Origin of the sequence: Pseudomonas sp. Mn2068, from assembly GCF_049319725.1 — a bacterium.
Taxonomy (GTDB): domain Bacteria; phylum Pseudomonadota; class Gammaproteobacteria; order Pseudomonadales; family Pseudomonadaceae; genus Aquipseudomonas; species Aquipseudomonas gingeri.
In genome coordinates this window covers 169,159-193,857 of record NZ_JBMOUG010000011.1, presented here as the reverse complement: position 1 = coordinate 193,857, position 24,699 = coordinate 169,159, and the positions used below count along the sequence as shown (strand labels likewise).

The window sequence follows — 24,699 nt, the reverse complement described above, 5'->3', positions numbered from 1 at the left end:
GTCGCAAGGTTCATAGTCAGACCGCTACCAGTACGATGGCGCCAAGCACCAGCACGGCACCAGCGGCGATCGACGCGGCATACCAACGCAGCTGACCGGTCTCGGTGCGGCTCAGGGCGGTGTGACCGCCTTTGGCCATACGCGGGATCAGGCCGATGGTCTGGTCGAGCGGGTCTTTGCGCAGCACATGACTGATCGCCAGGTACGGCTTGACGAACAGCTTGTCGTAGATCCAGTCGAAGCCCCAGGCGGCGAACCACCAGGCCGACAGGAAGCGCCCGATACCGCTGTTGGCGACGGCGGTGACGAAGCGACGCTTGCCGAGGAACAGCACGGCCGCCAGCAGGATACCGGCCAGGGCGATGGCACCCGAGGCGATTTCCAGGCTGTGCTTGGCTTCGCCGCCGGCATGGCCGGCGCTTTCCGGCAGGACACCGGCCAGTGGCGGATGAATCCAGGCGCCGATGAAGGTCGACAGCACGATCAGCACGCCCAGCGGCAGCCAGTGGGAAATCCCGTGGCCGGCGTGGGCTTCGGTCTTGGCTTCACCGTGGAAGGTGATGAAGATCAGGCGGAAGGTGTACAGCGAGGTCATGAACGCACCGACCAGGCCGGCGTACAGCAGGCCGTGGTTGCCACTGGCGAAGGCTTCCCAGAGGATTTCGTCCTTCGAGTAGAAACCGGCGGTGACGATCGGCAGGGCGGCCAGGGCGGCACCACCGACGATGAAGCTGGCGTAGGCTAACGGCAGTTTCTTCCACAGGCCCCCCATCTTGAAGATGTTCTGCTCGTGGTGGCAGGCAACGATCACCGCACCGGAGGCAAGGAACAGCAGGGCCTTGAAGAAGGCGTGGGTCATCAGGTGGAAGATCGCGCCTTCCCAGGCACCGACGCCCAGGGCCAGGAACATGTAGCCGATCTGGCTCATGGTCGAGTAGGCGAGGATACGCTTGATGTCGGTCTGGACCAGGGCGGCGAAACCGGCCAGGACCAGGGTCACGCCACCGACGATGCCGACCAGGTGCAGGATATCCGGCGCCAGGGCGAACAGACCGTGGGTACGGGCGATCAGGTAGACACCGGCGGTCACCATGGTCGCGGCGTGGATCAGTGCCGAAACCGGGGTAGGACCGGCCATCGCATCCGCCAGCCAGGTCTGCAATGGCAGTTGGGCCGACTTGCCGACCGCACCGCCCAGCAGCATCAGGGTCGCCAGGACGATCCAGAAGTCGCCGACCTTGAAATGCTCGGGCGCCTTGACCAGCAGTTCCTGGATATTCAGCGTACCCAGTTGCTGGAACAGGATGAACAGGCCGATGGCCATGAACACGTCGCCGATGCGGGTGACGATAAAGGCCTTCAGTGCCGCGTTACCGTTGTTGCGGTTGCTGTAGTAGAAACCGATCAATAGGTAGGAGCACAGGCCCACGCCTTCCCAGCCGAAGTACAGGAACAACAGGTTATCGCCCAGGACCAGGAACAGCATGCTGGCGATAAACAGGTTGGTGTAGGCGAAGAAACGCGAGTAGCCGTCTTCACCGCGCATGTACCAGGACGCGAACAGGTGGATCAGGAAACCCACGCCGACCACGACGCCGAGCATGGTGATCGACAGTCCGTCGATGTACAGGGCGAAGTTCGGGGCGAAACCGTCCACCGACATCCACTGCCACAGCACCAGGGTGTAGTGACCACCCTCGGGCGGTGCGACATTGAATTGCCAGATCACGTAGGCGGCGACAATCGCCGACAGGCCGATGGAACCGACACCGATCAGCGCCGAGAGGTTTTCCGAGAGGCGTCCCCGGGAGAACGACAGCAGCAGGAAACCGATCAGGGGGAATACGAAAGTCAGAAAGATCATGTTCATCCGCGCATCTCACTGGCAGCGTCGATATCGAGCGTGTGGAAGCGGCGATACAGTTGCAGCAGGATCGCCAGGCCGATACTGGCCTCGGCGGCTGCCAGGCTGATCACCAGGATGAACATGATCTGTCCATCCGGTTGCGCCCAGCGTGCGCCCGCGACGACGAAGGCCAGGGCGGCGGCGTTCATCATCACCTCCAGGCTCATCAGCACGAAGAGGATGTTGCGGCGGACCATCAGGCCGACCAGACCGAGGCAGAACAGGATGCCGGCGACGGCCAGTCCATGCTCAAGAGGGATAGCAGGCATGGTATTACTCCTTCGCCTCGTTGCGGCCCAAGTGGAATGCCGTGATGGCTGCGGCGAGCAGCAGCATCGAGGCAAGTTCGACCACCAGCAGGTACGGACCGAACAGGCTGATGCCCACGGCCTTGGCACCCACGGTGGTTTGACCGATCGCGGCACCGCTGCTGTGGCTGAACAGTACGTACAGCAGTTCGATCAGCAGCAGCAACGACAGTACGGTCGGCCCACCCCAGATACCGGGCTTGAGCCAGACGCGCTCCTGCTGGACCGCGGCCGGGCCGAGGTTCAGCATCATCACCACGAACACGAACAGCACCATGATGGCGCCGGCGTAGGCGATCACTTCCAGGGCACCGGCGAACGGTGCGCCGAGGCTGAAGAAGGTCATGGCCACGGCGATCAGCGAAATGATCAGGTAGAGCAGGGCGTGCACGGGGTTGGTGTTGGTGACCACGCGAAGCGTGGACACAACCGCGATACCCGATGCGAAATAGAAAGCGAATTCCATCGTTCTTCCTTAAGGCAGCAAGCTCTTCACGTTGATCGGCTCGGCTTCGTTCTGGGCGGAGCCTTTCGGCTTCCCGGCAACAGCCATACCTGCAACACGATAGAAGTTGTAATCAGGGTTCTTGCCGGGGCCGGAGATCAGCAGATCTTCTTTCTCGTAGACCAGGTCCTGACGTTTGAACTCGGCCATCTCGAAATCCGGTGTCAGCTGGATCGCGGTGGTCGGGCAGGCTTCCTCGCAGAGGCCGCAGAAAATGCAGCGCGAGAAGTTGATGCGGAAGAACTCCGGATACCAACGACCGTCGTCGGTTTCGGCTTTCTGCAGCGAGATGCAGCCCACCGGGCACGCCACGGCGCACAGGTTGCAGGCTACACAGCGCTCTTCGCCATCGGGGTCGCGGGTCAGGACGATGCGACCGCGATAGCGCGGCGGCAGGTACACCGCTTCCTCGGGATATTGCAGGGTGTCGCGTTTGCGGAAGCCATGGCCGAAAACCATCACCAGGCTTCGCAACTGGGTACCGGTACCCTTAACGATGTCGCCAATATATTTGAACATGGGTCAAATCCTCACTGAACCGCGCCCGCAGGCGTGTTCAACAACACAAGCGCAGCGGTCACCAGCAAATTGATCAGGGTCAGCGGCAGGCAGAATTTCCAGCTGAAGTCCATCACCTGGTCATACCGTGGGCGCGGGATCGAAGCGCGCAGCAGGATGAACAGCATGATGAAGAACGCGGTCTTCAGGGCGAACCAGATGAATGGAATCTGCGGCAGGATGCCGAACGGACCGTGCCAGCCACCGAAGAACAGGGTGACCAGCAGCGCCGAGATCAGGATGATGCCGATGTACTCGCCAACGAAGAACATGCCCCATTTCATGCCGGCATATTCAATGTGGTAACCGTCGGCCAGTTCCTGTTCCGCTTCCGGCTGGTCGAAGGGGTGACGGTGAGTCACGGCCACGCCGGCGATGAAGAAGGTCAGGAAACCGAAGATCTGCGGGATGATGAACCACAGGTGCTGGGCCTGGTAGTCGACGATGTCGCGCATGTTGAACGAGCCGACCTGGACCACGATGCCCATCAGCGACAGGCCCATGAACACTTCGTACGACACGGTCTGGGCCGAGGCCCGCAGGCTGCCCAGCAGGGCGAACTTGTTGTTGCTCGACCAACCGGCGAACAGCACCGCGTAGACCGACAGGCCGGCCATGGCGAAGAAGAACAGCAGGCCGATGTTCAGGTCCGCGACACCCCAGGTCGGGGTGATCGGGATGACCGCGAAGGCGATCAGCAAGGCACTCATGGCGACAACCGGCGCCAGGGTGAAGATCACCTTGTCGGCGAACGGTGGCGTCCAGTCTTCCTTGAAGAACATCTTCAGCATGTCCGCGGCGATCTGGAACATGCCGAACGGGCCGACACGGTTCGGACCGTAGCGGTCCTGCCACCAGCCCAGCAGGCGACGTTCGACGAAGCTCAGCAGGGCGCCGCAGACCACCACGGCCAGCAGGATGACAATGGCCTTGATGACCGTGAGGATCACGTCAATCACTTCAGGTGTGAACCAGGTCATTGAGCTGCCTCCTGCAGACCGTCGACGGATTTGCCGAAAATCGCTGGTGGAATCCCGGCCAGACCGGCCGGCAGGGCCACCAGGCCGGCGCCCAGTTGTTCATTGATGCGCAGCGGCAGGCGCAGCTGGGTGCCGGCCACGTTGAGGCTGAGCAGCGCGCCGTCGTTGACGCCCAGGCGGTCCGCTTCGGACTTGGCCAGCGCGACGTAGGCCGCGGGGATGCGCTCTTGAACCGGAGCGGCCTTGGAAGAGTTCTCTTCACTGCCGAACAGGTGGAAGAACGGCACCACTTGCCAGGTGCCCTGTGCCGGGTTGAAGGCGCGTGGAACACTGGCGAACCAGTTCAGCGAGTCGCCCTGGGTTTCGATCAGGCGGGTGCCCGGGTCGCCGGCGCGGATATGCCCGCCGACTTCGTCCTGGAACTTGTTCCAGGCCTGCGGCGAGTTCCAGCCCGGCGACCAGGCGAACGGCACCTGTTGACGCGGTTCGACGGAGCCCGAGTAACCTTCCATGGAGAAGGCGAACGCGGTGTCGACGTCCTGGGAGGTACGCGGTTCGTGCACGCTGATATTGGCGCGCATGGCGGTACGACCGGAGTAGCGCAGCGGTTCGCGGGCCAGCTTCATGCCCTTGATGCGGAACGCGGCGGACGGCGCGGCATCGACGATACCGGCCAGTTGTGGAGTGCTCGCGGCGCAGGCGGCGGTGACATGGTCCAGCTGGGTCCAGTCGATCGGCTGGTTCAGCAGGGTAGCGCGCAGGGCATGCAGCCAGCGCCAGCCTTCGTGGACCAGGATGCTCGCGTCGAGGTACTTCGGATCGAAGACCTGGAAGAAGCGCTGGGCGCGACCTTCCTGGCTGACCAGGGTGCCGTCGCCTTCGGCGAAGCTCGCCGCCGGCAGCACCAGGTGGGCGCGGTCGGTGGTGGCGGTCTTCTGGTGGTCGGCGACGATCAGCACTTTGGCGGCGTTCAGCGCAGCGTCGACCGTGGCGGCATCGGTGCGGGTGAACAGATCGTTTTCCAGCACGACGATGGCGTCGGCACGGCCAGAGATGACCGCCTGCAGCGCAGCGTCCAGCGACTCACCACCGAGCATGGCCAGGCCGAGGCTGTTGGCTTCCGGCACGATCAGGCTGATGGAGCCGGCTTTTTCGCGCAGCTTCAGGGCCTTGGCAATGTTCGCGGCGGCTTCGATCAGCGCCTTGGAACCCAGGGAGGTGCCGGCGATGATCAATGGGCGCTTGGCGGCGAGCAGGGCGTCGGCGATGCGCTTGGCCAGTTCCACGGCGTCGGCGTCCAGGCCTTCGACAGCCGGTGCGCTGGCGTCGAGGGCGTGGGCCACGGCGAAACCGAGGCGGGCCAGGTCGTCAGGCGCGGCGTGCACGCACTCTTCGGCGATGTCGTCGAGCTTGGTTTCGGCAAGGCTGGCGATGAACAGCGGGTTCAGCGCGTGCTGACCGATGTTCTTCACCGCGGCATCGAGCCAGGGCTGGACACGCATGGCGTCGGCCATGGCTTCGGCCTTGCCCTTGACCGACTGGCGCAGGGCCAGGGCCATGCGGGCGGCGGTCTGGGTCAGGTCTTCGCCGAGGACGAACACGGCGTCGTGGTCCTCGATGTCGCGCATGTTCGGTACGGGCAGCGGGCTGTCCTTGAGTACCTGCAGGACCAGGCGGATACGCTCCAGCTCGGACGCCTCGATACCCGAGTAGAAGTGCTCGGCACCGACCAGCTCGCGCAGGGCGTAGTTGCTTTCCAGGCTGGCACGGGGCGAACCGATACCGACGATATTGCGACCACGCAGCAGCTCGGCCGCTTTATCCAGGGCTTCGTCCAGGCTCAGCTTGGCGCCGTTGGCCAGCAGCGGCTGGCGTGGACGGTCGGTGCGGTTGACGTAGCCATAGCCGAAACGGCCACGGTCGCACAGGAAGTACTGGTTCACCGAACCGTTGAAGCGGTTCTCGATACGACGCAGTTCGCCGTAGCGTTCACCCGGGCTGATGTTGCAACCGCTGGAGCAGCCATGGCAGATGCTTGGCGAGAACTGCATGTCCCACTTGCGGTTGTAGCGCTCGGAGTGGGTCTTGTCGGTGAACACACCGGTCGGGCAGACCTCGGTGAGGTTGCCGGAGAACTCGCTTTCCAGGGTGCCGTCTTCGACGCGACCGAAGTACACGTTGTCGTGGGCACCGAACACACCGAGGTCGGTGCCGCCGGCGTAGTCCTTGTAGAAGCGTACGCAGCGGTAGCAGGCGATGCAGCGGTTCATTTCGTGGGAAATGAACGGGCCCAGTTCCTGGTTCTGGTGGGTACGCTTGGTGAAGCGATAACGGCGCTCGTTGTGGCCGGTCATCACGGTCATGTCCTGCAGGTGGCAGTGACCGCCTTCCTCGCAGACCGGGCAGTCGTGCGGGTGGTTGGTCATCAGCCATTCCACGACACTGGCGCGGAACGCCTTGGACTCTTCATCGTCGATGGAGATCCAGGTGTTGTCGGTGGCCGGGGTCATGCAGGACATGACGATACGACCACGGGTGTCGTTCTCGTCGTTGTACTGCTTGACCGCGCACTGGCGACAGGCACCGACGCTACCGAGCGCGGGGTGCCAGCAGAAATAAGGAATGTCGAGGCCTAGCGACAGACATGCCTGTAACAGGTTGTCTGCCCCATCGACTTCGAGCGCTTTGCCGTCTACGTGGATAGTGGCCATGGTTCAAAGTTCTTCGTTGGCCCGCGTCTGCGGGCGTGGCTAATGGAATCCTGGTGCTCGCCTGGCGCATCGGGTGCGTCTTCAGACGAGGAAGAGGGCGGCACGGACCGCCCCCCTTCGATACGTTCTTATGCGCCGACTACGATCGGCCGCGCCAGAGGCGGGATGGCCGCACTGGTAGGTGCGATGCCAGCCTCGAACTCCGGACGGAAATACTTGATTGCGCTGCCCAATGGCTCCACGGCGCCCGGTGCGTGAGCACAGAAGGTCTTGCCTGGGCCGAGGAAGCCGACCAGACCCAGCAGGGTCTCGATATCGCCGGCCTGGCCTTCGCCTTTCTCGATGGCGCGCAGGAGCTTGACGCTCCATGGCAGGCCGTCGCGGCAAGGGGTGCAGAAACCGCACGACTCACGGGCGAAGAACTCTTCCATGTTGCGCAGCAGCGAAACCATGTTGACGCTGTCGTCCACCGCCATGGCCAGGCCCGTCCCCATCCGGGTGCCGACCTTGGCGATGCCGCCGGCATACATCTGGGCGTCCAGGTGCTCCGGCAGCAGGAAGCCGGTACCGGCGCCACCCGGCTGCCAGCACTTGAGCTTGAAGCCGTCGCGCATGCCACCGGCGTAGTCTTCGAACAGCTCGCGGGCGGTCACGCCGAATGGCAGTTCCCACAGGCCCGGGTTCTTCACCTTGCCGGAGAAGCCCATCAGCTTGGTGCCGTGGTCTTCGCTGCCTTCGCGGGCGAGGGACTTGTACCAGTCGGTGCCGTTGCCGATGATCGCCGGTACGTTGCACAGGGTCTCGACGTTGTTCACGCAGGTCGGCTTGCCCCAGACGCCGACGGCGGCGGGGAAGGGCGGCTTGGAGCGCGGGTTGGCACGACGGCCTTCGAGGGAGTTGATCAGTGCGGTTTCTTCACCGCAGATGTAGCGCCCGGCACCGGTGTGGACGAACAGCTCGAAGTCGAAGCCGCTGCCGAGGATGTTCTTGCCCAGGAGGCCGGCGGCCTTGGCTTCTTCCACGGCACGGTTGAGGTGCCTGGCGGCGGTGGTGTATTCGCCACGCAGGAAGATGTAGCCGCGGTAGGTCTTCAGTGCACGGGCACTGATCAGCATGCCTTCGATCAGCAGATGGGGCAGTTGCTCCATCAGCATGCGGTCTTTCCAGGTGTTGGGCTCCATCTCATCCGCGTTGCACAGCAGGTAGCGGATGTTCATGGATTCGTCTTTGGGCATCAGGCCCCATTTCACGCCGGTGGGGAAGCCCGCACCGCCGCGACCCTTGAGGCCGGCGTCCTTGACCGTCTGGACGATATCGTCCTGGGACAGGTCGGCGAAGGCCTTGCGCGCGGCAGCATAGCCGTCCTTCGCCTGGTATTCGTCGAGCCACACCGGCTCGGCGTCGTCGCGCAGGCGCCAGGTCAGCGGATGGGTTTCTGCCGAGCGCGCAATGCGGTTGGCAGGGCCGAAGGAAGTCAGGGTCATACGTAGCCCTCCAGCAGTTTGGCAACGCCGGCTGGCTGGACGTCGCCGAAAGTGTCGTCGTCGATCATCAGTGCCGGGGCCTTGTCGCAGTTGCCGAGGCAGCAGACGGGCAGCAGGGTGAAGCGGCCGTCGGCGGTGGTCTGACCCAGGCCGATGCCGAGCTTGCTCTGGATCTCGCTGACCACCGACTCGTGGCCGCCGATGTAGCAGACCATGCTGTCGCAGACGCGAATGATGTGACGACCTACCGGCTGGCGGAAGATCTGGCTGTAGAAGGTTGCTACGCCCTCTACGTCGCTGGCCGGGATGCCGAGGATCTCGCCGATGGCGTAGAGCGCGCCGTCAGGCACCCAGCCACGTTCCTTCTGGACGATCTTCAGGGCTTCGATGGACGCCGCGCGCGGGTCTTCGTAGTGATGCAGCTCGTGCTCGATGGCCGAGCGCTCGGTTTCGCTGAGGGCGAAACGGTCTGTCTGGATAAGCGTGCTGTTCATGCTTAGCGGTCCACGTCGGCCATAACGAAGTCGATACTACCCAGGTACGCGATCAAGTCCGCGACCATGCTGCCGCGGATCACCGAAGGGATCTGCTGCAGGTGCGGGAAGCTTGGGGTGCGAATCCGGGTGCGGTAGCTCATGGTGCCGCCATCGCTCGTCAGGTAATAACTGTTGATGCCCTTGGTCGCTTCGATCATCTGGAAGGATTCGTTGGCCGGCATGACCGGGCCCCACGAAACTTGCAGGAAGTGCGTGATCAGGGTCTCGATGTGCTGCAGCGTGCGCTCTTTCGGCGGCGGCGTGGTCAGCGGGTGATCCGCCTTGTACGGGCCTTCCGGCATGTTGCGCATGCACTGGTCGATGATCTTGATGCTCTGGCGCATCTCTTCGACGCGAACCATGCAGCGATCGTAGGCATCACCGTTGGCCGCCAGCGGTACTTCGAACTCGAAGTTCTCGTAGCCGGAGTACGGACGCGCCTTGCGCAGGTCGAAATCGCAACCGGTGGAACGCAGGCCGGCACCGGTGACGCCCCACTCCAGGGCTTCCTTGGTGTTGTAGGCGGCGACACCGATGGTCCGGCCCTTGAGGATACTGTTCTGCAGGGCGGCCTTGGTGTACTCGTCGAGGCGTTTTGGCAGCCAGTCGACGAATTCCTTGACCAGCTTGTCCCAGCCGCGCGGCAAGTCGTGGGCGACACCGCCGATGCGGTACCAGGCCGGGTGCAGGCGGAAACCGGTGATGGCTTCGATCACCTTGTAGGCGCGCTGGCGGTCGGTGAAGGTGAAGAACACCGGGGTCATGGCGCCAACGTCCTGGATATAGGTACCCAGGAACAGCAGGTGGCTGGTGATCCGGAAGAACTCGGCCATCATGATGCGGATGGTGTCGACGCGGTCCGGCACCTTGATCCCGGCCAGTTTCTCGACCGAGAGCACGTACGGCAGGTTGTTCATCACCCCGCCGAGGTAGTCGATACGGTCGGTGTAGGGGATGAAGCTGTGCCAGGACTGGCGCTCGGCCATCTTCTCGGCGCCACGGTGGTGGTAACCGATGTCCGGCACGCAGTCGACGATCTCTTCACCGTCCAGCTGCAGGATGATACGGAAGGCACCGTGGGCCGAAGGGTGGTTCGGGCCGAGGTTGAGGAACATGTAGTCCTCGTTGGCGCCGGACCGCTTCATGCCCCAGTCTTCCGGACGGAAGCGCGCGGCTTCTTCTTCAAGCTGCTGCTTGGCCAGGGTCAGGCTGTACGGATCGAATTCGGTGGCGCGGGCAGGGAAGTCCTTGCGCAGCGGGTGACCTTCCCAGGTCGGCGGCATCATGATGCGCGACAGGTGCGGGTGACCTTTGAAGTCGATGCCGAACATGTCCCAGACTTCACGTTCGTTCCAGTTGGCATTCGGCCAGATGCTGGTGACGCTCGGCAGGCTGAGGTCGCTTTCGGACAAGGCGACCTTGATCATCACGTCACTATTACGCTCGATCGAGAGCAGGTGATAGAAGACGCTGAAATCGGCGGCCGGCAGGCCCTGACGCTTGGTGCGCAGACGCTCGTCCACGCCGTGCAGGTCATAGAGCATGACGTACGGCTTGGGCAGGTTGCGCAGGAAGGTCAGGACTTCGACGAGTTTGGCACGGCTTACCCACAGGACCGGCATGCCGGTGCGGGTGGCCTGGGCGGTGAACGCCTCGGGGCCAAAACGGTTGTTCAGTTCGACGACCACATCCTGGTCGTCTGCCTTGTAAGGCGGGATGTACAGAGCACTGCCTGTAGTCATGGTTTTTTATCGCTTTCGGTCAACGTAAAGAATGAAGCCAGGTACTCGTTTCTTTATAAGAAGCAGGACTGGATCAGACTTCGTCGGGGCTGCGCAGGTTGGTTACCTGAATACGCTGTTCGCGGCGCTGTTCCTTTTGCGACGGCATCTCGGCGCGATACACGCCTTGGTCACCGACGACCCAGGAAAGTGGGCGACGCTCCTGGCCAATCGACTCTTGCAAGAGCATCAAGCCTTGCAGGAAAGCCTCGGGGCGGGGCGGGCAGCCAGGCACGTAGACGTCCACGGGCAGGAACTTGTCCACCCCCTGAACGACGGAGTAGATGTCGTACATGCCACCGGAGTTGGCACACGAACCCATGGAAATCACCCACTTCGGTTCGAGCATCTGCTCGTACAGGCGCTGGATGATCGGGGCCATCTTCACGAAGCAGGTCCCGGCAATAACCATGAAGTCGGCCTGGCGTGGTGATGCCCGGATAACTTCGGCGCCGAAGCGTGCGATATCGTGGGGTGCCGTGAAGGCAGTGGTCATTTCCACGTAGCAGCAGGACAGGCCGAAGTTGTACGGCCACAGGGAGTTCTTGCGCCCCCAGTTGACCGCGCCGCTCAGCACGTCTTCCAGCTTGCCCATGAAAATGTTCTTGTGGACTTGATCTTCTAACGGATCGGAAACGGTTTCCCGTTCGCCGATCGGATACTGCTCGTTAGGAGCGTCCGGGTCGATTCTGGTGAGATTGTATTGCATTGCCAAAGCCTCATTGTTTCAGCTTCGCCTGCCGCTTCTGACGAGCTTGCGGAGCCCAATCAAGCGCCCCCACTCGGTAAAGGTAGACAAGACCTGCCAACAGAATTGCTATGAAAACGAGAGCTTCGACGAATCCGGTCCAGCCGCTTTCGCGGACGGACACAGACCATGCAAAGAGAAAGAGGGCTTCGATATCGAAGATCACGAACAGCATCGCGACCAGATAGAATTTGGCTGAGAGCCGCAAGCGGGCGCTACCGGTAGGCAGCATGCCGGACTCGAACGGTTCGTTTTTGCTGCGTCCCCAGGCTTTTGACCCGAGAAGGCTGGAAAGACCGAGCATGAAGGCACAGAGGCCGACGACGCCGAGCAGGAAAATGGCAAAGCCCCAGTTGTGGGCCATGAGTCCGGTCGCTTCGGTCATGCGGGTAATCCTTAACAGAGAGCAAGGGTCTCTGAGCTTGAAAAAGAAACAAAGCAGTGACGATATGTCGCAGCGCGATCAATCCCGGTGATTTTATGGCTAAACACCCGGCAAGTAAAATTCCTATAGCGAAATTATTTAATGGAATAAGGACATAACGACCTCTGGAGGGCCCGCAGGCCATACGCTGCGGGCATTAGGTGGCTTTTGGTTAATTATGTTTTATCCGGGCTGTAATGAACAAAGCGTTTGTTAAATGATAATTGATATCGTTTAGGGTGGTCTTGATAACAGTCACCGGTGGCCCTGATGTTTCCAGTTGCCTTATATAGTAGACCGATGAAAGTTGCGGGGAGGGCTGTTTTAGCGAGTTCTGTCGGTGTACGGGCTGCCCTGGATCAATACCTTGCGCAAAAAAAATGCCCCGAACCAGTCGGGGCATCAGTTTTTCAGGCATTCCAGTTAGGTTTTACAAGGCCTGGAATGGCCGCTTGCTCGGTCACTCAGTGGAACTGCTCTTCTTCGGTCGAACCGGTCAGCGCGGTCACCGAGGACGATCCGCCCTGGATCACGGTGGTCATGTCGTCGAAGTAGCCGGTGCCCACTTCCTGCTGGTGCGCCACGAAGGTGTAGCCCTTGGCGGCGTCGGCGAATTCCTGCTCCTGCAGCTTGACGTAGGCGGTCATGTCGTTGCGGGCGTAGTCGTGCGCCAGGTTGAACATGCTGTGCCACATGTTGTGGATACCCGCCAGGGTGATGAACTGGTGCTTGTAGCCCATGGCCGACAGTTCGCGCTGGAACTTGGCGATGGTCGCGTCGTCCAGGTTCTTCTTCCAGTTGAAGGAAGGCGAGCAGTTGTAGGACAGGATCTGGTCCGGGTATTCCTTCTTGATCGCTTCGGCGAAGCGACGGGCCTCGTCCAGGTCCGGCTTGGCGGTTTCGCACCAGATCAGGTCGGCGTACGGCGCGTAGGCCAGGCCGCGAGCGATGGCCTGGTCGAGGCCGGCACGGACCTTGTAGAAGCCTTCCTGGGTGCGGGTACCGGTCACGAACGGCTGATCGTACGGGTCGCAGTCGGAGGTCAGCAGGTCGGCGGCGTTGGCGTCGGTACGGGCCAGGATGATGGTCGGTACGCCGGCGACGTCAGCGGCCAGGCGGGCAGCGGTCAGCTTCTGCACGGCTTCCTGGGTCGGTACCAGGACCTTGCCGCCCATGTGGCCGCATTTCTTCACGGAGGCCAGCTGGTCTTCGAAGTGCACGCCGGCGGCGCCCGCCTCGATCATGCTCTTCATTAGCTCGTAGGCGTTCAGGACACCGCCGAAACCGGCCTCGGCGTCGGCCACGATCGGTGCGAAGTAGTCGATATAGCCATCGTCGCCCGGGTTCTTGCCGGCTTTCCACTGGATCTGGTCGGCGCGACGGAACGAGTTGTTGATGCGCTTGACCACGGTCGGTACGGAGTCCACCGGGTACAGCGACTGGTCAGGGTACATCGACTCGGCGGAGTTGTTGTCCGCGGCCACTTGCCAGCCCGACAGGTAGATCGCCTGGATACCGGCCTTGACTTGTTGCACGGCCTGGCCGCCGGTCAGGGCGCCCATGCAGTTGACGAAGTCCTTGTCCGGACGGAAGGACGGCTTGGCGCCCTGGGTGACCAGGTTCCACAGCTTCTCGGCGCCCATGCGGGCCAGGGTGTGCTCGGGTTGAACCGAACCACGCAGGCGGACCACGTCAGCGGCGGAGTAAGTGCGTGTCACGCCTTTCCAGCGCGGGTTTTCAGCCCAGTCTTTTTCAAGGGCTGCAATTTGCTGTTCGCGTGTCAGTGCCATGGAGATAAACCTCGTCGCGTCTTTTGTAAAAAGTCGTTCTTGGGTGGGAAATTCATGCTCCGCCGCAGGCACGACATGTGCAGACGGCTGCTCGCTGACCAGAAGCTTAGGCGCTCAGGTGCGGTCTGGCGGGGAAGGCGACGATTGAACGATGGGCTCAAGGGGGAAAGTGAGCGAGGCGAGGGCGATCCTTCGGGCGCATTGGGGCGTCGTGGGCCTTCGTGCGGACTTCGGAGTTCTTGCCGTTCTACCTATTACGCTTCCGTCCCTCGGGACAACTTCGTTCCAGTCGCAACCTCGTCAAACACGCCTTGTGGGCGGTACAGACACGAATCGGCTCAGGTGGGTAGGTTAGAGCGGCGATCCGAAGGCCCTTGCCAGGGCCCCTGATTAGCGGGAGCGAGGCCATCATGCCTTCGGTTTTTTGGCTCGTCAAACGTTTTGTAGTGCTTTTTTCAAAGCACTACATCTTTGGTCTAATACGACTCGTCGGTCAGTTTTCGGGGCTTCAGTCCAGGGTGTCGACTTTCACCCGCAAAGTCATGTCGTTACGGCTGGAGGTAGAGTAGCTGCGGGTTAGCGCCTGGCGGTCGGCCTGGCTCTGGCCGTTGACGCCCGCCAGGGTGATCCACTGGCCGAGCGGTCCGCTGACGGTTGTGTCGGTGCTTTGCACGTTCACTACATCCTGACGCTCCTGGCTCATCCGGTCACGATTGGTACTGATGGCCAGGTGCACGACGTTTCCGGTGACGCTGGCGGTGACGTAGAACCCCTGGGTGACGTTGCGATACTGGGTCTGGGTCTGTGGCCGGCCATAGGCGTCGAGCTGTCCGGTACTGCTGGTCAGCGGCACGCTCTGACCCACCTGGATCAGGGCCGGGGTGCCTTCGCTGGCCTGAACCTGCTGGATGCCGCCGTCGCGGCTGTCGGTGCTGCGGCTGATGATGCGGGTCTGGCCCTGGCCGTTGATCGAGTAGCCCTGGGCGCCCTGGTCGTTGTTCTCGCTGGTATCGACGCTGATCAGCAGGCGTTTGGCGGGCTTGTCCAGTTGGCCGAGGAAATCACGCAGTTCGTTGATCTTGCCGGGCTCGGCGTTGACGATCAGCTGGTTCTGATAGGCGCTGACCTTGCCGTCCTGGCCGAGGAAATTCTGGGCGACAGGCAGCAGGTCGCTGCTGGTGCGGTAGTTCAGGGGGATGATTTCAGTGGCTGCCTGGGCGCTGAAGGCACAGGCCAGCAGCAGGCCGCTGAAGAGGGTGCGTAGGGACATGTCCGTTATCTCCGCGTTGGACTGGGCAATGCATTGAGTTTGACAGTTTCTCGGCTGTTGGTGGGTCAAGTTGAATCGCCCACGGCAAAACGCCCCGGAGACGGGGCGTTTTTGGGGAGTTTGTTATCGGTGGGAGTCTCAGGCGGAACCGCGCACCATGTCGACGTGGGGAATCCCGGCTTCGAGAAACTCCTCGCTGACGATGCTGAAGCCATGCCGTTCATAGAACGCCGTGGCCTGCACCTGGGCGCTGAGCATCTGTTGCTTGAGGCCGCGTTTCTCGGCTTCGCCGATCGTCGCCTGCAGCAGTGCGTCCCCGACCTTCAACCCGCGCCAGTCGCGCAGGACCGAGACGCGCCCGATGTGCCCGTCGGGCAGCAGGCGCGCGGTACCGATCGGGAAGTCGCCCTCGAACGCCAGGAAATGCACGGCGCTGGCGTCTTCGGCGTCCCACTCGAGTTCCGGCGGCACGGCTTGTTCGGCAATGAAGACCGATTCACGAATGCGCCGAATCTCGGCGTTATCCTTTTGCCAGTCCGCGACACGTACGTGAATTCTATTCATCGGCAAATCCCAGGCTTCCTTGTTTGACCAGCTCGCAGAGCAGGCCGCGTCCATCTTCATCGTCCAGCCAGTGGCCGAGGTTGTCGACATGCAGGGCATCCGCCGCGCAGATCATTTTCAGCAGCTCGCGCAGCTTGCCCGGCAGGTAGCGGCTCTGGCCGCTGGCGAACAGCAGCAGGTCGTCATCGACTTCCGACCAGGCCAGGCGCGCGCTCGGGTTGCGGATCAGCACCGCGCCATCCTGCAGGCCGGCGAGCAGGTCTTCTTCTTCGAGTTCAGGGCCCACCACCAGTTCCGGATAACGCGGCTCGGTCATGAACTGGCCGAACCAGGTCAGCAGCAGGCGCTCGTCGCTCATGTGTTCGGCCAGCAGGCTTTTCAGGCGGTCGAGGGCGTCGTGCTGGATCTGGTGCGGGTCGGCGGCCGGCTGTGCGTCGGCGTCGGTGTAGCGATCTTCGTCCGGCAGGAACTGACTGAGGAAGTCGGTGAAGTGGGTCAGCACTTCAGCGGCGCTCGGGGCGCGGAAGCCTACCGAGTAGGTCAGGCAGTCATCCGCGGCGACGCCGCAGTGGGCCAGGCGCGGCGGCAGGTAGAGCATGTCGCCCGGCTCCAGGGTCCACTCGGCGGTTTCCTGGAAGTCGGCGAGGATGCGCAGGTCGGCGTGTTCCAGCAGGGCGCTGTCGGAATCGCACATCTGGCCGATCTTCCAGTGGCGCTTGCCGTGGCCCTGGAGCAGGAATACGTCGTAGTTGTCGAAGTGCGGACCGACGCTGCCACCGGGGGCGGCAAAGCTGATCATCACATCGTCGATGCGCCAGCTCGGCAGGAAGCGGAAGTTTTCCAGCAGCTCGGCGACTTCCGGTACGAACTGGTCGACCGCCTGCACCAGCAGGGTCCACTCACGCTCCGGCAACTGGCTGAAGGCGTCTTCGGCGAACGGGCCGCGGCGCAGTTCCCAGGGGCGTTCGCCGTGTTCGATGATCAGGCGCGATTCGACTTCTTCTTCCAGGGCCAGGCCGGCCAGCTCGTCGGCGTCGATCGGGCTTTCGAAGTCAGGAATGGCCTGGCGGATCAGCAGCGGTTTCTTCTGCCAGTAGTCGCGCAGGAATTCGCGTGCAGTGATGCCGCCCAGGAGTTGAAGAGGAGTATCAGGATTCATGTGTAACCTATTGAAAAAAAGCGTTTTCCATGCGGGAATAAAAACGCCCGGCTCGGCCGGGCGTTCAGAGCGGGTGCCGTACGATCAGATACGCTGGGCTTGGGCCACGGCGTTGCCGATGTAGTTGGCCGGGGTCAGCTGTTTCAGCTCGGCCTTGGCGTCGGCAGGCATGTCGAGCCCGTCGATGAAAGTCTGCAGCGCTTCAGGGCTGATGCCCTTGCCGCGAGTCAACTCTTTCAGTTTTTCGTACGGGTTTTCGATGTTGTAGCGGCGCATCACGGTCTGGATCGGCTCGGCCAGGACTTCCCAGCAGGCGTCCAGGTCGGCGGCGATCTTCTGCTCGTTCAGCTCCAGCTTGCCGATGCCCTTGAGGCTGGCTTCGTAGGCGATGACGCTGTGGGCGAAGCCGACGCCGAGGTTGCGCAGCACGGTGGAGTCGGTCAGGTCGCGCTGCCAGCGGGAGATCGGCAGCTTGCTGGCCAGGTGCTGGAACAGCGCGTTGGCGATACCCAGGTTGCCTTCGGAGTTTTCGAAGTCGATCGGGTTGACCTTGTGCGGCATGGTCGAGGAACCGATTTCGCCGGCGATGGTGCGCTGCTTGAAGTAGCCCAGGGAGATGTAGCCCCAGATATCGCGGTCGAAGTCGATCAGGATGGTGTTGAAGCGCGCGATCGCATCGAACAGCTCGGCGATGTAGTCGTGCGGTTCGATCTGGGTGGTGTAGGGGTTGAAGCCCAGGCCCAGTTCGTCTTCGATGAAGGCGCGGGCGTTGGCTTCCCAGTCGACCTGCGGGTAGGCCGACAGGTGGGCGTTGTAGTTGCCCACGGCGCCGTTGATCTTGCCCAGCAGAGGCACGGCGGCAACCTGGGCGATCTGGCGCTCCAGGCGGTAGACGACGTTCGCCAGTTCCTTGCCCAGGGTGGTCGGCGAAGCCGGCTGGCCGTGGGTGCGCGACAGCATCGGCACGGTGGCGAAGCGCTGGGCCAGTTCGCGGATGGCCTCGGCGATCTGGCGCATCAGCGGCAGCAGCACGTCGTCACGGCCTTCGCGCAGCATCAGGGCGTGGGACAGGTTGTTGATGTCCTCGCTGGTGCAGGCGAAGTGGATGAATTCACTGACGGCGGCCAGTTCAGGCAGCTTGGCGGCCTGTTCCTTGAGCAGGTACTCGATCGCCTTGACGTCGTGGTTGGTGGTGCGCTCGATTTCTTTGACGCGCTCGGCGTGCTCCAGGGAGAAGTTCTCGGCCAGGGTATTCAATACCGCGTTGGCTTCGGCGGAAAACGCCGGGACTTCAGTGATCGCAGGATGGGCGGCCAGGCGCTGGAGCCAGCGTACTTCCACCAGGACGCGAGCACGGATCAGGCCGTATTCGCTGAAAATAGGGCGCAGGGCCTGGGTTTTGCCGGCGTAGCGGCCGTCAACAGGGGAAACCGCAGTGAGCGAAGAAAGCTGCATGGGGTGTTCTCGGACAGTCGGGCAACGAAATGGGGCGCGTATCATACATGAAAAAATCCGCCGGTCCGTTGCCAACTGACCGGCGTATCGCGCTTTTACAGCTCCGTCGATGGCCTCAGGCGCTACGCATCAACGGATAGAGTTCCTTGAGCAGCTTGCGCCGGCTGATCACCAGCTGCCAGCGATGGCCGCCCAGCTGGCGCCACAGGCGGGCCGAGCGGATACCGGCCAGCAGCAGGGCGCGGATCTTCGAGGCGTTGCTCGGCTGTTGCAGGTTGCGCATGTCGCCGTGTACCTGGATCCGCTGGCGCAGGGTACTCAGGGTGTCCTGGTACAGCGCGCCACAGGCGGCCACCACATTTTCATGGGCCGGGCCGAAGTGTTCTACCTGGGACTGGATCTGCGGCAGGCGCTTGCCGATGATTTCCAGCATGTCGTCGCGCTTGGCCAGCTGGCGCTCCAGGCCGAGCATCGACAGGGCATAGCGCAGCGGCTCGCGCTGCAGGGCGCTCGGGTCGCGCTCGAGGGCGCCGATCAGTGCGCGGTAGCCGTCGCGCAGGTTGATGTCGTCGCCACCGTAGACTTCCAGGGTGTCCTTGGGGTCGCGGATCAGCAGGCTGCCGAGCATGCAGCTCAGGCCGGCCTCGCTGGACTGGCCGGTCTTGGCAATCTTGTCCACCAGAACCGCCGCGAGAAACACACCGCCCAGTGCTGTCAGTTGCTCCTGGGTCGGGCTCATGGGCGCGCTCCGCTGGTCCAGGGCTCGGCGACTTCGATCACGCCGCCGCCCAGGCAGATTTCCCCGTCGTATAACACCACGGACTGGCCCGGCGTCACGGCACGCTGGGGCTCTTCGAACACTGCGCGATAGCCGCTGGCGGTTTTTTCCAGGGTGCAGTGCTGGTCGCCCTGGCGGTAACGGACCTTGGCGGTCAGCTTGCGCGGGCTGCTCAGGTCGACCGGGTTGACCCAGAATATCTCGGAGGCGAGCAGGGCGCGGGAGAACAGCAGCGGGTGCTCGTTACCCTGGCCGACGATCAGCTCGTTGTGTTCCAGGTCCTTGACCAGCACATACCACGGCTCGTCGCCGGCGTCCTTGAGGCCGCCGATGCCCAGGCCCTGGCGTTGGCCGATGGTGTGATACATCAGGCCGTGGTGACGGCCGATGACTTCACCATCGGTGGTCTTGATCTCGCCGGGCTGGGCCGGCAGGTACTGCTTGAGGAAGTCGCTGAAGCGCCGCTCGCCGATAAAGCAGATCCCGGTGGAATCCTTTTTCTTGGCGGTCGCCAGGCCATGTTTCTCGGCAATCGCGCGCACGGCGGGCTTTTCCAGTTCGCCGACCGGGAACAGCGTCTTGGCGATCTGTTCGCCGCCGACGGCGTGCAGGAAGTAGCTCTGGTCCTTGTTCGGGTCCAGGCCCTTGAGCAGTTCGGTGCGCCCGTCGATGTCGCGGCGGCGCACGTAGTGGCCGGTGGCGATCAGGTCGGCACCGAGCATCAGGGCGTAGTCGAGGAACGCCTTGAACTTGATTTCGCGGTTGCAGAGGATGTCCGGGTTCGGCGTGCGGCCGGCCTTGTATTCGGCCAGGAAGTGCTCGAACACGTTGTCCCAGTACTCGGCGGCGAAGTTGGCGGTGTGCAGCTTGATGCCGATCTTGTCGCACACGGCCTGGGCGTCCGCCAGGTCGTCCATGGCGGTGCAGTACTCCGTTCCGTCGTCTTCCTCCCAGTTCTTCATGAACAGGCCTTCCACCTGGTAGCCCTGCTCCATCAGCAGGACGGCGGAAACGGAAGAGTCCACGCCGCCGGACATGCCGACAATGACGCGCAGGTTTTCTGGGGCGAGGGAAGCTGGATCACGCATAGGGATTCAATGAGTGTCTTCGAAAAAGGACGCGATTCTAACAGGCCCGCGCCCGCAAGGCTAAAGAGAAGGGCGGATCAGTTCGAGACTGTGCAGCGGGCCTGCCCGATAATCGTCGATACAGCGGATGATCAGTTCGCTGCGCCACTGCGGGCGCAGGGCCAGCAATTCGTCGCGGGTCAGCCAGCGCGGGCCGATGATACCGTCGTCCAGTGGGTAATCGGGGCGGTGCCGCAGTGGCTTGGCGGCAAAGCACACGCGCTGGTAGGTCACGCCGTTGCTGGGAGCGGTGTACAGGTAGATGCCGATGACGCCGGTCAGTTCGACATCCCAACCGGTTTCTTCCAGGGTTTCGCGGATGGCCGCTTCGTTCAGGCTCTCGTCGGGATCGAGGTGACCGGCCGGCTGGTTGAAGACCGCCCGTCCGTTTTGCAGTTCTTCGACGAGCAGGAAGCGCCCGTTGTCTTCGACAACGGTGGCGACGGTGATATGGGGTTGCCATTCCATAGGGAGTGCTCCGTTGGGTGGGAGGCCATCATAAGGCGAGCGCGGTCCCGTGCAGGAGCCGGCTTCCACAGGATTTGTATTCGCGGATCGATGAATGCTCGGGCCGCAAACACAAACCCCGGCACCAGGCCGGGGTTTGTGATGTTTCCTGAACGCTTACACCAGCGCGGCGATTGCCGCGTTGAGGGTGGCGCTCGGACGCATGGCCTTGCTGATCAGCTCGGCGCTGGCGTGGTAGTAGCCGCCGATGTCGACTGGCTTGCCCTGCACGGCGTTGAGTTCGGCAACGATGGTCGCCTCGTTCTCGGTCAGGGTCTTGGCCAGCTGGGTGAACTGGCCTTGCAGCGCGGTGTCTTCGCTCTGGGCGGCCAGGGCCTGGGCCCAGTACAGCGCCAGGTAGAAGTGGCTGCCGCGGTTGTCGATGTTGCCGACTTTGCGCGATGGCGACTTGTTGTTGTCGAGGAACAGGCCGGTGGCCTGGTCCAGGGTCTTCGACAGCACCAGGGCTTTCGGGTTGTTGTAGGTCACGCCCAGGTGTTCCAGGGAAGCGGCCAGGGCCAGGAATTCACCCAGGGAGTCCCAGCGCAGGAAGTTCTCTTCCACCAGTTGCTGAACGTGCTTGGGTGCCGAACCGCCGGCGCCGGTTTCGAACAGGCCGCCGCCATTCATCAGCGGAACGATCGACAGCATCTTCGCGCTGGTGCCCAGTTCCATGATCGGGAACAGGTCGGTCAGGTAGTCGCGCAGGACGTTACCGGTCACCGAGATGGTGTCCTTGCCTTCGCGGGTGCGGGCCAGGGTGAACTTCATCGCGTCGACCGGCGACATGATCTGGATGTCCAGGCCGCTGGTGTCGTGATCCTTCAGGTAGGTCTGGACCTTCTCGATCACCACGCCGTCGTGGGCGCGCATCGGGTCGAGCCAGAAGATCGCCGGGGTGCTGCTTGCGCGGGCGCGGTTGACGGCCAGCTTGACCCAGTCCTGGATCGGCGCGTCCTTGGTCTGGCACATGCGGAAGATGTCGCCAGCTTCCACGGCCTGTTCCAGCAGGGTGCGACCGGTGTTGTCGGAAACCCGGACCACGCCGTCGGCCTTGATCTGGAAGGTCTTGTCGTGGGAGCCGTACTCTTCGGCTTTCTTCGCCATCAGGCCAACGTTCGGCACGCTGCCCATGGTGGTCGGATCGAAGGCGCCGTGCTGCTTGCAGTCTTCGATCACCGCCTGGTAGATGGTGGCGTAGCAACGATCCGGGATCACGGCCTTGGTGTCGTGCAGTTGGCCGTCGGTGCCCCACATCTTGCCGGAGTCACGGATCATGGCTGGCATCGAGGCGTCGACGATGACGTCGCTCGGCACGTGCAGGTTGGTGATGCCCTTGTCGGAGTTGACCATGGCCAGCGCCGGACGAACGGCGTAGACCGCCTGGATGTCCGCTTCGATCTGTGCCTGCTGCTCGGCCGGCAGGGCCTTGATGCGGGCGTACAGGTCGCCGATACCGTTGTTCAGGTTGAAGCCGATCTGGGCCAGGACGTCGGCGTGCTTGGCCAGGGCGTCCTTGTAGAACTCGGCAACGATCTGGCCGAACATGATCGGGTCGGAGACCTTCATCATGGTGGCTTTCAGGTGAACCGACAGCAGGACGCCTTGTTGCTTGGCGTCTTCGATTTCGGCGGCGATGAAGCTGCGCAGGGCGTTCTTGCTCAGCACGGCGCAGTCGAGGATCTCACCGGCTTGTACGCTGGTCTTCTCTTTCAGGACGCTGGAGGTGCCGTCCTGGGCGATCAGTTCGATCTTGACGCTGCCGGCGGCATCGATCAGGGCGGCTTTTTCGCTGCCGTAGAAGTCGCCGTTGCTCATGTGCGCGACGTGGGACTTGGAGTCCGCGGCCCAGGCGCCCATCTTGTGCGGGTGCTTGCGGGCGTAGTTCTTGACCGACAGTGGTGCGCGACGGTCGGAGTTGCCTTCGCGCAGGACCGGGTTCACGGCGCTGCCCTTGACCTTGTCGTAGCGGGCGCGAGCGTCTTTCTCGGCGTCGGTGCTCACGGTTTCCGGGTAGTCGGGGATGTTGAAGCCCTGGGCTTGCAGTTCCTTGATCGCAGCCTGCAGTTGTGGAACCGAGGCGCTGATGTTCGGCAGCTTGATGATGTTGGCTTCTGGCGTGATGGCCAGCTCGCCCAGCTCGGCGAGGTGATCCGGCACGGCCTTGGCGCCCAGTTGTTCAGGGAAGCTCGAAAGAATACGTCCGGCCAGCGAGATATCGCGGGTTTCCACGGCGATATCAGCCGAAGCGGTAAAGGCCTCTACGATAGGCAACAGTGAATAGGTGGCGAGGGCGGGAGCTTCGTCGGTGAAGGTGTAGATGATCTTCGAGCGGGTGGGCATATTCGGATTAACTCTCTTCTTTGCTAAAGCATGCGCAGAAACTCGAGATGCGCCGGATAAGCGCGTTCGTTCAAAGTCGTCCATGAGCCGAATATCGAGGTTTCTTCGCGGTGATGTTGGGTTGCATCAGTCGAGCGTCAAGCGGTCGGACTGCGGTAACAGCCCGGCTTCTGGGCGGAAAGTCTCGGCTACATTTCGGTAGCTGGGAGAGGTCGGCCGTCGTGACCCTACGGTCAGCGGCGCGATTATACATAGGTTGCTGGCAAAGCGCCGAGGGTTCATAAACAACTCTTTTCGTCCATTGGTCTAAAGGTCGCACGGGCAAAAGCGGCGGATGCGGCTGGCAAATGCTGGAGATTGGCGCTTTTCCCTTTGATTTCAGGCTTGTACGCCGCGAACTGACGGCGTTTCAGCGCAAATGGGGGTGGTCGAGGTTTCCGTCTACATTTAACTGGGGTAGGCTCGAACACAGCCAGATGTTCAATCCATAGATGGAGTACAACATGGGATACAAGAAGATTCAGGTTCCGGCCGTCGGTGACAAAATCACCGTCAATGCAGACCACTCTCTCAATGTTCCTGATCACCCGATCATCCCCTTCATCGAAGGTGACGGTATTGGCGTCGATATCAGCCCGGTGATGATCAAGGTCGTCGACGCGGCTGTCGAAAAGGCCTACGGCGGCAAGCGCAAGATCTCCTGGATGGAAGTCTATGCCGGTGAAAAGGCCACCCAGGTCTATGACCAGGACACCTGGCTGCCCCAGGAAACCCTCGATGCGGTCAAGGACTACGTGGTCTCCATCAAGGGGCCCCTGACCACTCCGGTGGGTGGTGGTATCCGCTCCCTCAACGTGGCTCTGCGCCAGCAACTCGACCTGTATGTCTGCCTGCGTCCGGTGCGCTGGTTCGAAGGCGTACCGAGCCCGGTGAAAAAGCCCGGCGATGTCGACATGACGATCTTTCGCGAAAACTCCGAAGACATCTATGCCGGGATCGAGTGGAAGGCCGGTTCTGCGGAAGCGAACAAGGTCATCAAGTTCCTCAAGGAAGAAATGGGCGTCACCAAGATCCGTTTCGACCAGGATTGCGGTATCGGCGTCAAGCCGGTATCGAAAGAGGGCACCAAGCGCCTGGCGCGCAAGGCCCTGCAATATGTTGTCGACAATGATCGCAAGTCGCTGACCATCGTCCACAAGGGCAATATCATGAAGTTCACCGAAGGAGCCTTCAAGGAGTGGGCCTACGAAGTGGCGGCCGAGGAGTTCGGCGCGACGCTGCTCGACGGCGGTCCGTGGATGCAGTTCAAGAATCCGAAGACCGGCCGCAATGTCGTGGTCAAGGACGCCATCGCCGACGCCATGCTCCAGCAGATCCTGCTGCGCCCGGCCGAGTACGACGTGATCGCCACCCTCAACCTGAACGGTGACTACCTGTCCGACGCCCTGGCGGCCGAGGTGGGAGGTATCGGTATCGCGCCAGGGGCCAACCTGTCCGATACCGTCGCCATGTTCGAGGCGACCCATGGTACCGCGCCCAAGTACGCTGGCAAGGATCAGGTAAACCCTGGTTCGCTGATCCTTTCCGCGGAAATGATGCTGCGTCACATGGGCTGGACCGAGGCGGCCGACCTGATCATCAAGGGGACCAACGGCGCGATCGGCGCGAAAACTGTAACCTATGATTTCGAGCGACTGATGGAGGGGGCGACGCTGGTGTCTTCTTCCGGCTTTGGTGATGCGCTGATCAGGCACATGTAGATCGA

At 62.3% G+C, this 24,699-nt stretch carries 21 protein-coding genes; 1 reads left to right on the top strand and 20 read right to left on the bottom strand.

Annotation, left to right across the window (positions count from 1 at the left end; genetic code table 11):
- Positions 1-16: 16 nt before the first annotated feature.
- The 20 genes from nuoL to ACL9RJ_RS23295 all read right to left on the bottom strand — a co-directional run bounded on the left by nuoL (position 17) and on the right by ACL9RJ_RS23295 (position 22,934).
- Positions 17-1,870: an NADH-quinone oxidoreductase subunit L gene (nuoL, locus tag ACL9RJ_RS23390; protein WP_017123829.1), complete on the bottom strand. Its 1,854-nt coding sequence runs from the start codon at positions 1,868-1,870 to the stop codon at positions 17-19.
- Complete coding sequence (gene nuoK, locus ACL9RJ_RS23385; protein WP_010444593.1) at positions 1,867-2,175, bottom strand: NADH-quinone oxidoreductase subunit NuoK; 309 nt, start codon at positions 2,173-2,175, stop codon at positions 1,867-1,869. The genes nuoL and nuoK overlap by 4 nt, the downstream gene beginning before the upstream one ends.
- Positions 2,176-2,179: 4 nt before the next feature.
- Positions 2,180-2,680 carry an NADH-quinone oxidoreductase subunit J gene (gene nuoJ / locus ACL9RJ_RS23380; RefSeq protein WP_422765713.1) on the bottom strand — a complete coding sequence of 167 codons (501 nt, stop codon included), beginning with the start codon at positions 2,678-2,680 and terminating at the stop codon, positions 2,180-2,182.
- Positions 2,681-2,689: 9 nt separating this feature from the next.
- Positions 2,690-3,238 carry an NADH-quinone oxidoreductase subunit NuoI gene (gene nuoI / locus ACL9RJ_RS23375; protein WP_017123831.1) on the bottom strand — a complete coding sequence of 183 codons (549 nt, stop codon included), beginning with the start codon at positions 3,236-3,238 and terminating at the stop codon, positions 2,690-2,692.
- A gap of 11 nt (positions 3,239-3,249) precedes the next feature.
- On the bottom strand, positions 3,250-4,257 hold the full coding sequence (gene nuoH, locus ACL9RJ_RS23370; protein ID WP_017123832.1) for an NADH-quinone oxidoreductase subunit NuoH: 1,008 nt from the start codon (positions 4,255-4,257) through the stop codon (positions 3,250-3,252).
- Entirely contained in the window at positions 4,254-6,968 is a 2,715-nt protein-coding gene (gene nuoG / locus ACL9RJ_RS23365) for an NADH-quinone oxidoreductase subunit NuoG (RefSeq protein WP_422765712.1), read from the bottom strand. The genes nuoH and nuoG overlap by 4 nt, the downstream gene beginning before the upstream one ends.
- Positions 6,969-7,096: 128 nt before the next feature.
- Entirely contained in the window at positions 7,097-8,452 is a 1,356-nt protein-coding gene (gene nuoF / locus ACL9RJ_RS23360; RefSeq protein WP_017123834.1) for an NADH-quinone oxidoreductase subunit NuoF, read from the bottom strand.
- Positions 8,449-8,946: an NADH-quinone oxidoreductase subunit NuoE gene (nuoE, locus tag ACL9RJ_RS23355; protein ID WP_007970445.1), complete on the bottom strand. Its 498-nt coding sequence runs from the start codon at positions 8,944-8,946 to the stop codon at positions 8,449-8,451. Before nuoE ends, nuoF begins: the two co-directional genes overlap by 4 nt.
- Positions 8,947-8,948: 2 nt before the next feature.
- Positions 8,949-10,730 carry an NADH-quinone oxidoreductase subunit C/D gene (nuoC, locus tag ACL9RJ_RS23350; protein ID WP_017123835.1) on the bottom strand — a complete coding sequence of 594 codons (1,782 nt, stop codon included), beginning with the start codon at positions 10,728-10,730 and terminating at the stop codon, positions 8,949-8,951.
- 73 nt (positions 10,731-10,803) lie between these two features.
- Entirely contained in the window at positions 10,804-11,478 is a 675-nt protein-coding gene (locus ACL9RJ_RS23345; RefSeq protein ID WP_017123836.1) for a NuoB/complex I 20 kDa subunit family protein, read from the bottom strand.
- Positions 11,479-11,488: 10 nt separating this feature from the next.
- Positions 11,489-11,902, bottom strand: coding sequence for an NADH-quinone oxidoreductase subunit A (locus ACL9RJ_RS23340; RefSeq protein ID WP_010444610.1), 414 nt, complete (start codon positions 11,900-11,902; stop codon positions 11,489-11,491).
- A gap of 503 nt (positions 11,903-12,405) precedes the next feature.
- Positions 12,406-13,731 carry an isocitrate lyase gene (gene aceA, locus ACL9RJ_RS23335; protein ID WP_017123838.1) on the bottom strand — a complete coding sequence of 442 codons (1,326 nt, stop codon included), beginning with the start codon at positions 13,729-13,731 and terminating at the stop codon, positions 12,406-12,408.
- 508 nt (positions 13,732-14,239) lie between these two features.
- Complete coding sequence (locus ACL9RJ_RS23330; protein WP_017123839.1) at positions 14,240-15,001, bottom strand: secretin N-terminal domain-containing protein; 762 nt, start codon at positions 14,999-15,001, stop codon at positions 14,240-14,242.
- Positions 15,002-15,139: 138 nt separating this feature from the next.
- Positions 15,140-15,565, bottom strand: a complete 426-nt coding sequence (locus ACL9RJ_RS23325; protein ID WP_177088252.1) for a GNAT family N-acetyltransferase — start codon at positions 15,563-15,565, stop codon at positions 15,140-15,142.
- On the bottom strand, positions 15,558-16,724 hold the full coding sequence (locus ACL9RJ_RS23320) for a JmjC domain-containing protein (protein WP_422765711.1): 1,167 nt from the start codon (positions 16,722-16,724) through the stop codon (positions 15,558-15,560). Before ACL9RJ_RS23320 ends, ACL9RJ_RS23325 begins: the two co-directional genes overlap by 8 nt.
- 84 nt (positions 16,725-16,808) lie before the next feature.
- Positions 16,809-18,179 carry an adenylosuccinate lyase gene (gene purB / locus ACL9RJ_RS23315; protein ID WP_177088254.1) on the bottom strand — a complete coding sequence of 457 codons (1,371 nt, stop codon included), beginning with the start codon at positions 18,177-18,179 and terminating at the stop codon, positions 16,809-16,811.
- 115 nt (positions 18,180-18,294) lie between these two features.
- Positions 18,295-18,918, bottom strand: a complete 624-nt coding sequence (hflD, locus tag ACL9RJ_RS23310) for a high frequency lysogenization protein HflD (protein WP_017123843.1) — start codon at positions 18,916-18,918, stop codon at positions 18,295-18,297.
- Positions 18,915-20,045, bottom strand: a complete 1,131-nt coding sequence (gene mnmA / locus ACL9RJ_RS23305; RefSeq protein ID WP_422765710.1) for a tRNA 2-thiouridine(34) synthase MnmA — start codon at positions 20,043-20,045, stop codon at positions 18,915-18,917. Before mnmA ends, hflD begins: the two co-directional genes overlap by 4 nt.
- 60 nt (positions 20,046-20,105) lie before the next feature.
- Positions 20,106-20,552, bottom strand: a complete 447-nt coding sequence (locus ACL9RJ_RS23300) for an NUDIX hydrolase (RefSeq protein WP_177118295.1) — start codon at positions 20,550-20,552, stop codon at positions 20,106-20,108.
- Between the two features lie 156 nt (positions 20,553-20,708).
- Positions 20,709-22,934: an NADP-dependent isocitrate dehydrogenase gene (locus ACL9RJ_RS23295; protein ID WP_177106773.1), complete on the bottom strand. Its 2,226-nt coding sequence runs from the start codon at positions 22,932-22,934 to the stop codon at positions 20,709-20,711.
- A 503-nt stretch (positions 22,935-23,437) separates the two neighbouring features.
- Here ACL9RJ_RS23295 and icd point away from each other — a divergent pair.
- A complete protein-coding gene (icd, locus tag ACL9RJ_RS23290) occupies positions 23,438-24,694 on the top strand; it encodes an NADP-dependent isocitrate dehydrogenase (RefSeq protein ID WP_017123847.1) in 1,257 nt (418 codons plus the stop codon).
- The last annotated feature ends 5 nt before the right edge of the window (positions 24,695-24,699 follow it).

Coding starts and splice junctions, on each gene's coding strand:
- nuoI (WP_017123831.1), bottom strand. CDS start 3,238: ATGTTCAAATATATTGGCGACATCGTTAAGGGTACCGGTACCCAGTTG.
- icd (WP_017123847.1), top strand. CDS start 23,438: ATGGGATACAAGAAGATTCAGGTTCCGGCCGTCGGTGACAAAATCACC.
- nuoF (WP_017123834.1), bottom strand. CDS start 8,452: ATGACCCTGACTTCCTTCGGCCCTGCCAACCGCATTGCGCGCTCGGCA.
- ACL9RJ_RS23325 (WP_177088252.1), bottom strand. CDS start 15,565: ATGAATAGAATTCACGTACGTGTCGCGGACTGGCAAAAGGATAACGCC.
- ACL9RJ_RS23345 (WP_017123836.1), bottom strand. CDS start 11,478: ATGCAATACAATCTCACCAGAATCGACCCGGACGCTCCTAACGAGCAG.
- ACL9RJ_RS23300 (WP_177118295.1), bottom strand. CDS start 20,552: ATGGAATGGCAACCCCATATCACCGTCGCCACCGTTGTCGAAGACAAC.
- nuoK (WP_010444593.1), bottom strand. CDS start 2,175: ATGCCTGCTATCCCTCTTGAGCATGGACTGGCCGTCGCCGGCATCCTG.
- ACL9RJ_RS23330 (WP_017123839.1), bottom strand. CDS start 15,001: ATGTCCCTACGCACCCTCTTCAGCGGCCTGCTGCTGGCCTGTGCCTTC.
- nuoH (WP_017123832.1), bottom strand. CDS start 4,257: ATGACCTGGTTCACACCTGAAGTGATTGACGTGATCCTCACGGTCATC.
- nuoG (WP_422765712.1), bottom strand. CDS start 6,968: ATGGCCACTATCCACGTAGACGGCAAAGCGCTCGAAGTCGATGGGGCA.
- purB (WP_177088254.1), bottom strand. CDS start 18,179: ATGCAGCTTTCTTCGCTCACTGCGGTTTCCCCTGTTGACGGCCGCTAC.
- mnmA (WP_422765710.1), bottom strand. CDS start 20,045: ATGCGTGATCCAGCTTCCCTCGCCCCAGAAAACCTGCGCGTCATTGTC.
- hflD (WP_017123843.1), bottom strand. CDS start 18,918: ATGAGCCCGACCCAGGAGCAACTGACAGCACTGGGCGGTGTGTTTCTC.
- nuoE (WP_007970445.1), bottom strand. CDS start 8,946: ATGAACAGCACGCTTATCCAGACAGACCGTTTCGCCCTCAGCGAAACC.
- ACL9RJ_RS23340 (WP_010444610.1), bottom strand. CDS start 11,902: ATGACCGAAGCGACCGGACTCATGGCCCACAACTGGGGCTTTGCCATT.
- nuoL (WP_017123829.1), bottom strand. CDS start 1,870: ATGAACATGATCTTTCTGACTTTCGTATTCCCCCTGATCGGTTTCCTG.
- ACL9RJ_RS23320 (WP_422765711.1), bottom strand. CDS start 16,724: ATGAATCCTGATACTCCTCTTCAACTCCTGGGCGGCATCACTGCACGC.
- aceA (WP_017123838.1), bottom strand. CDS start 13,731: ATGGCACTGACACGCGAACAGCAAATTGCAGCCCTTGAAAAAGACTGG.
- nuoJ (WP_422765713.1), bottom strand. CDS start 2,680: ATGGAATTCGCTTTCTATTTCGCATCGGGTATCGCGGTTGTGTCCACG.
- nuoC (WP_017123835.1), bottom strand. CDS start 10,730: ATGACTACAGGCAGTGCTCTGTACATCCCGCCTTACAAGGCAGACGAC.
- ACL9RJ_RS23295 (WP_177106773.1), bottom strand. CDS start 22,934: ATGCCCACCCGCTCGAAGATCATCTACACCTTCACCGACGAAGCTCCC.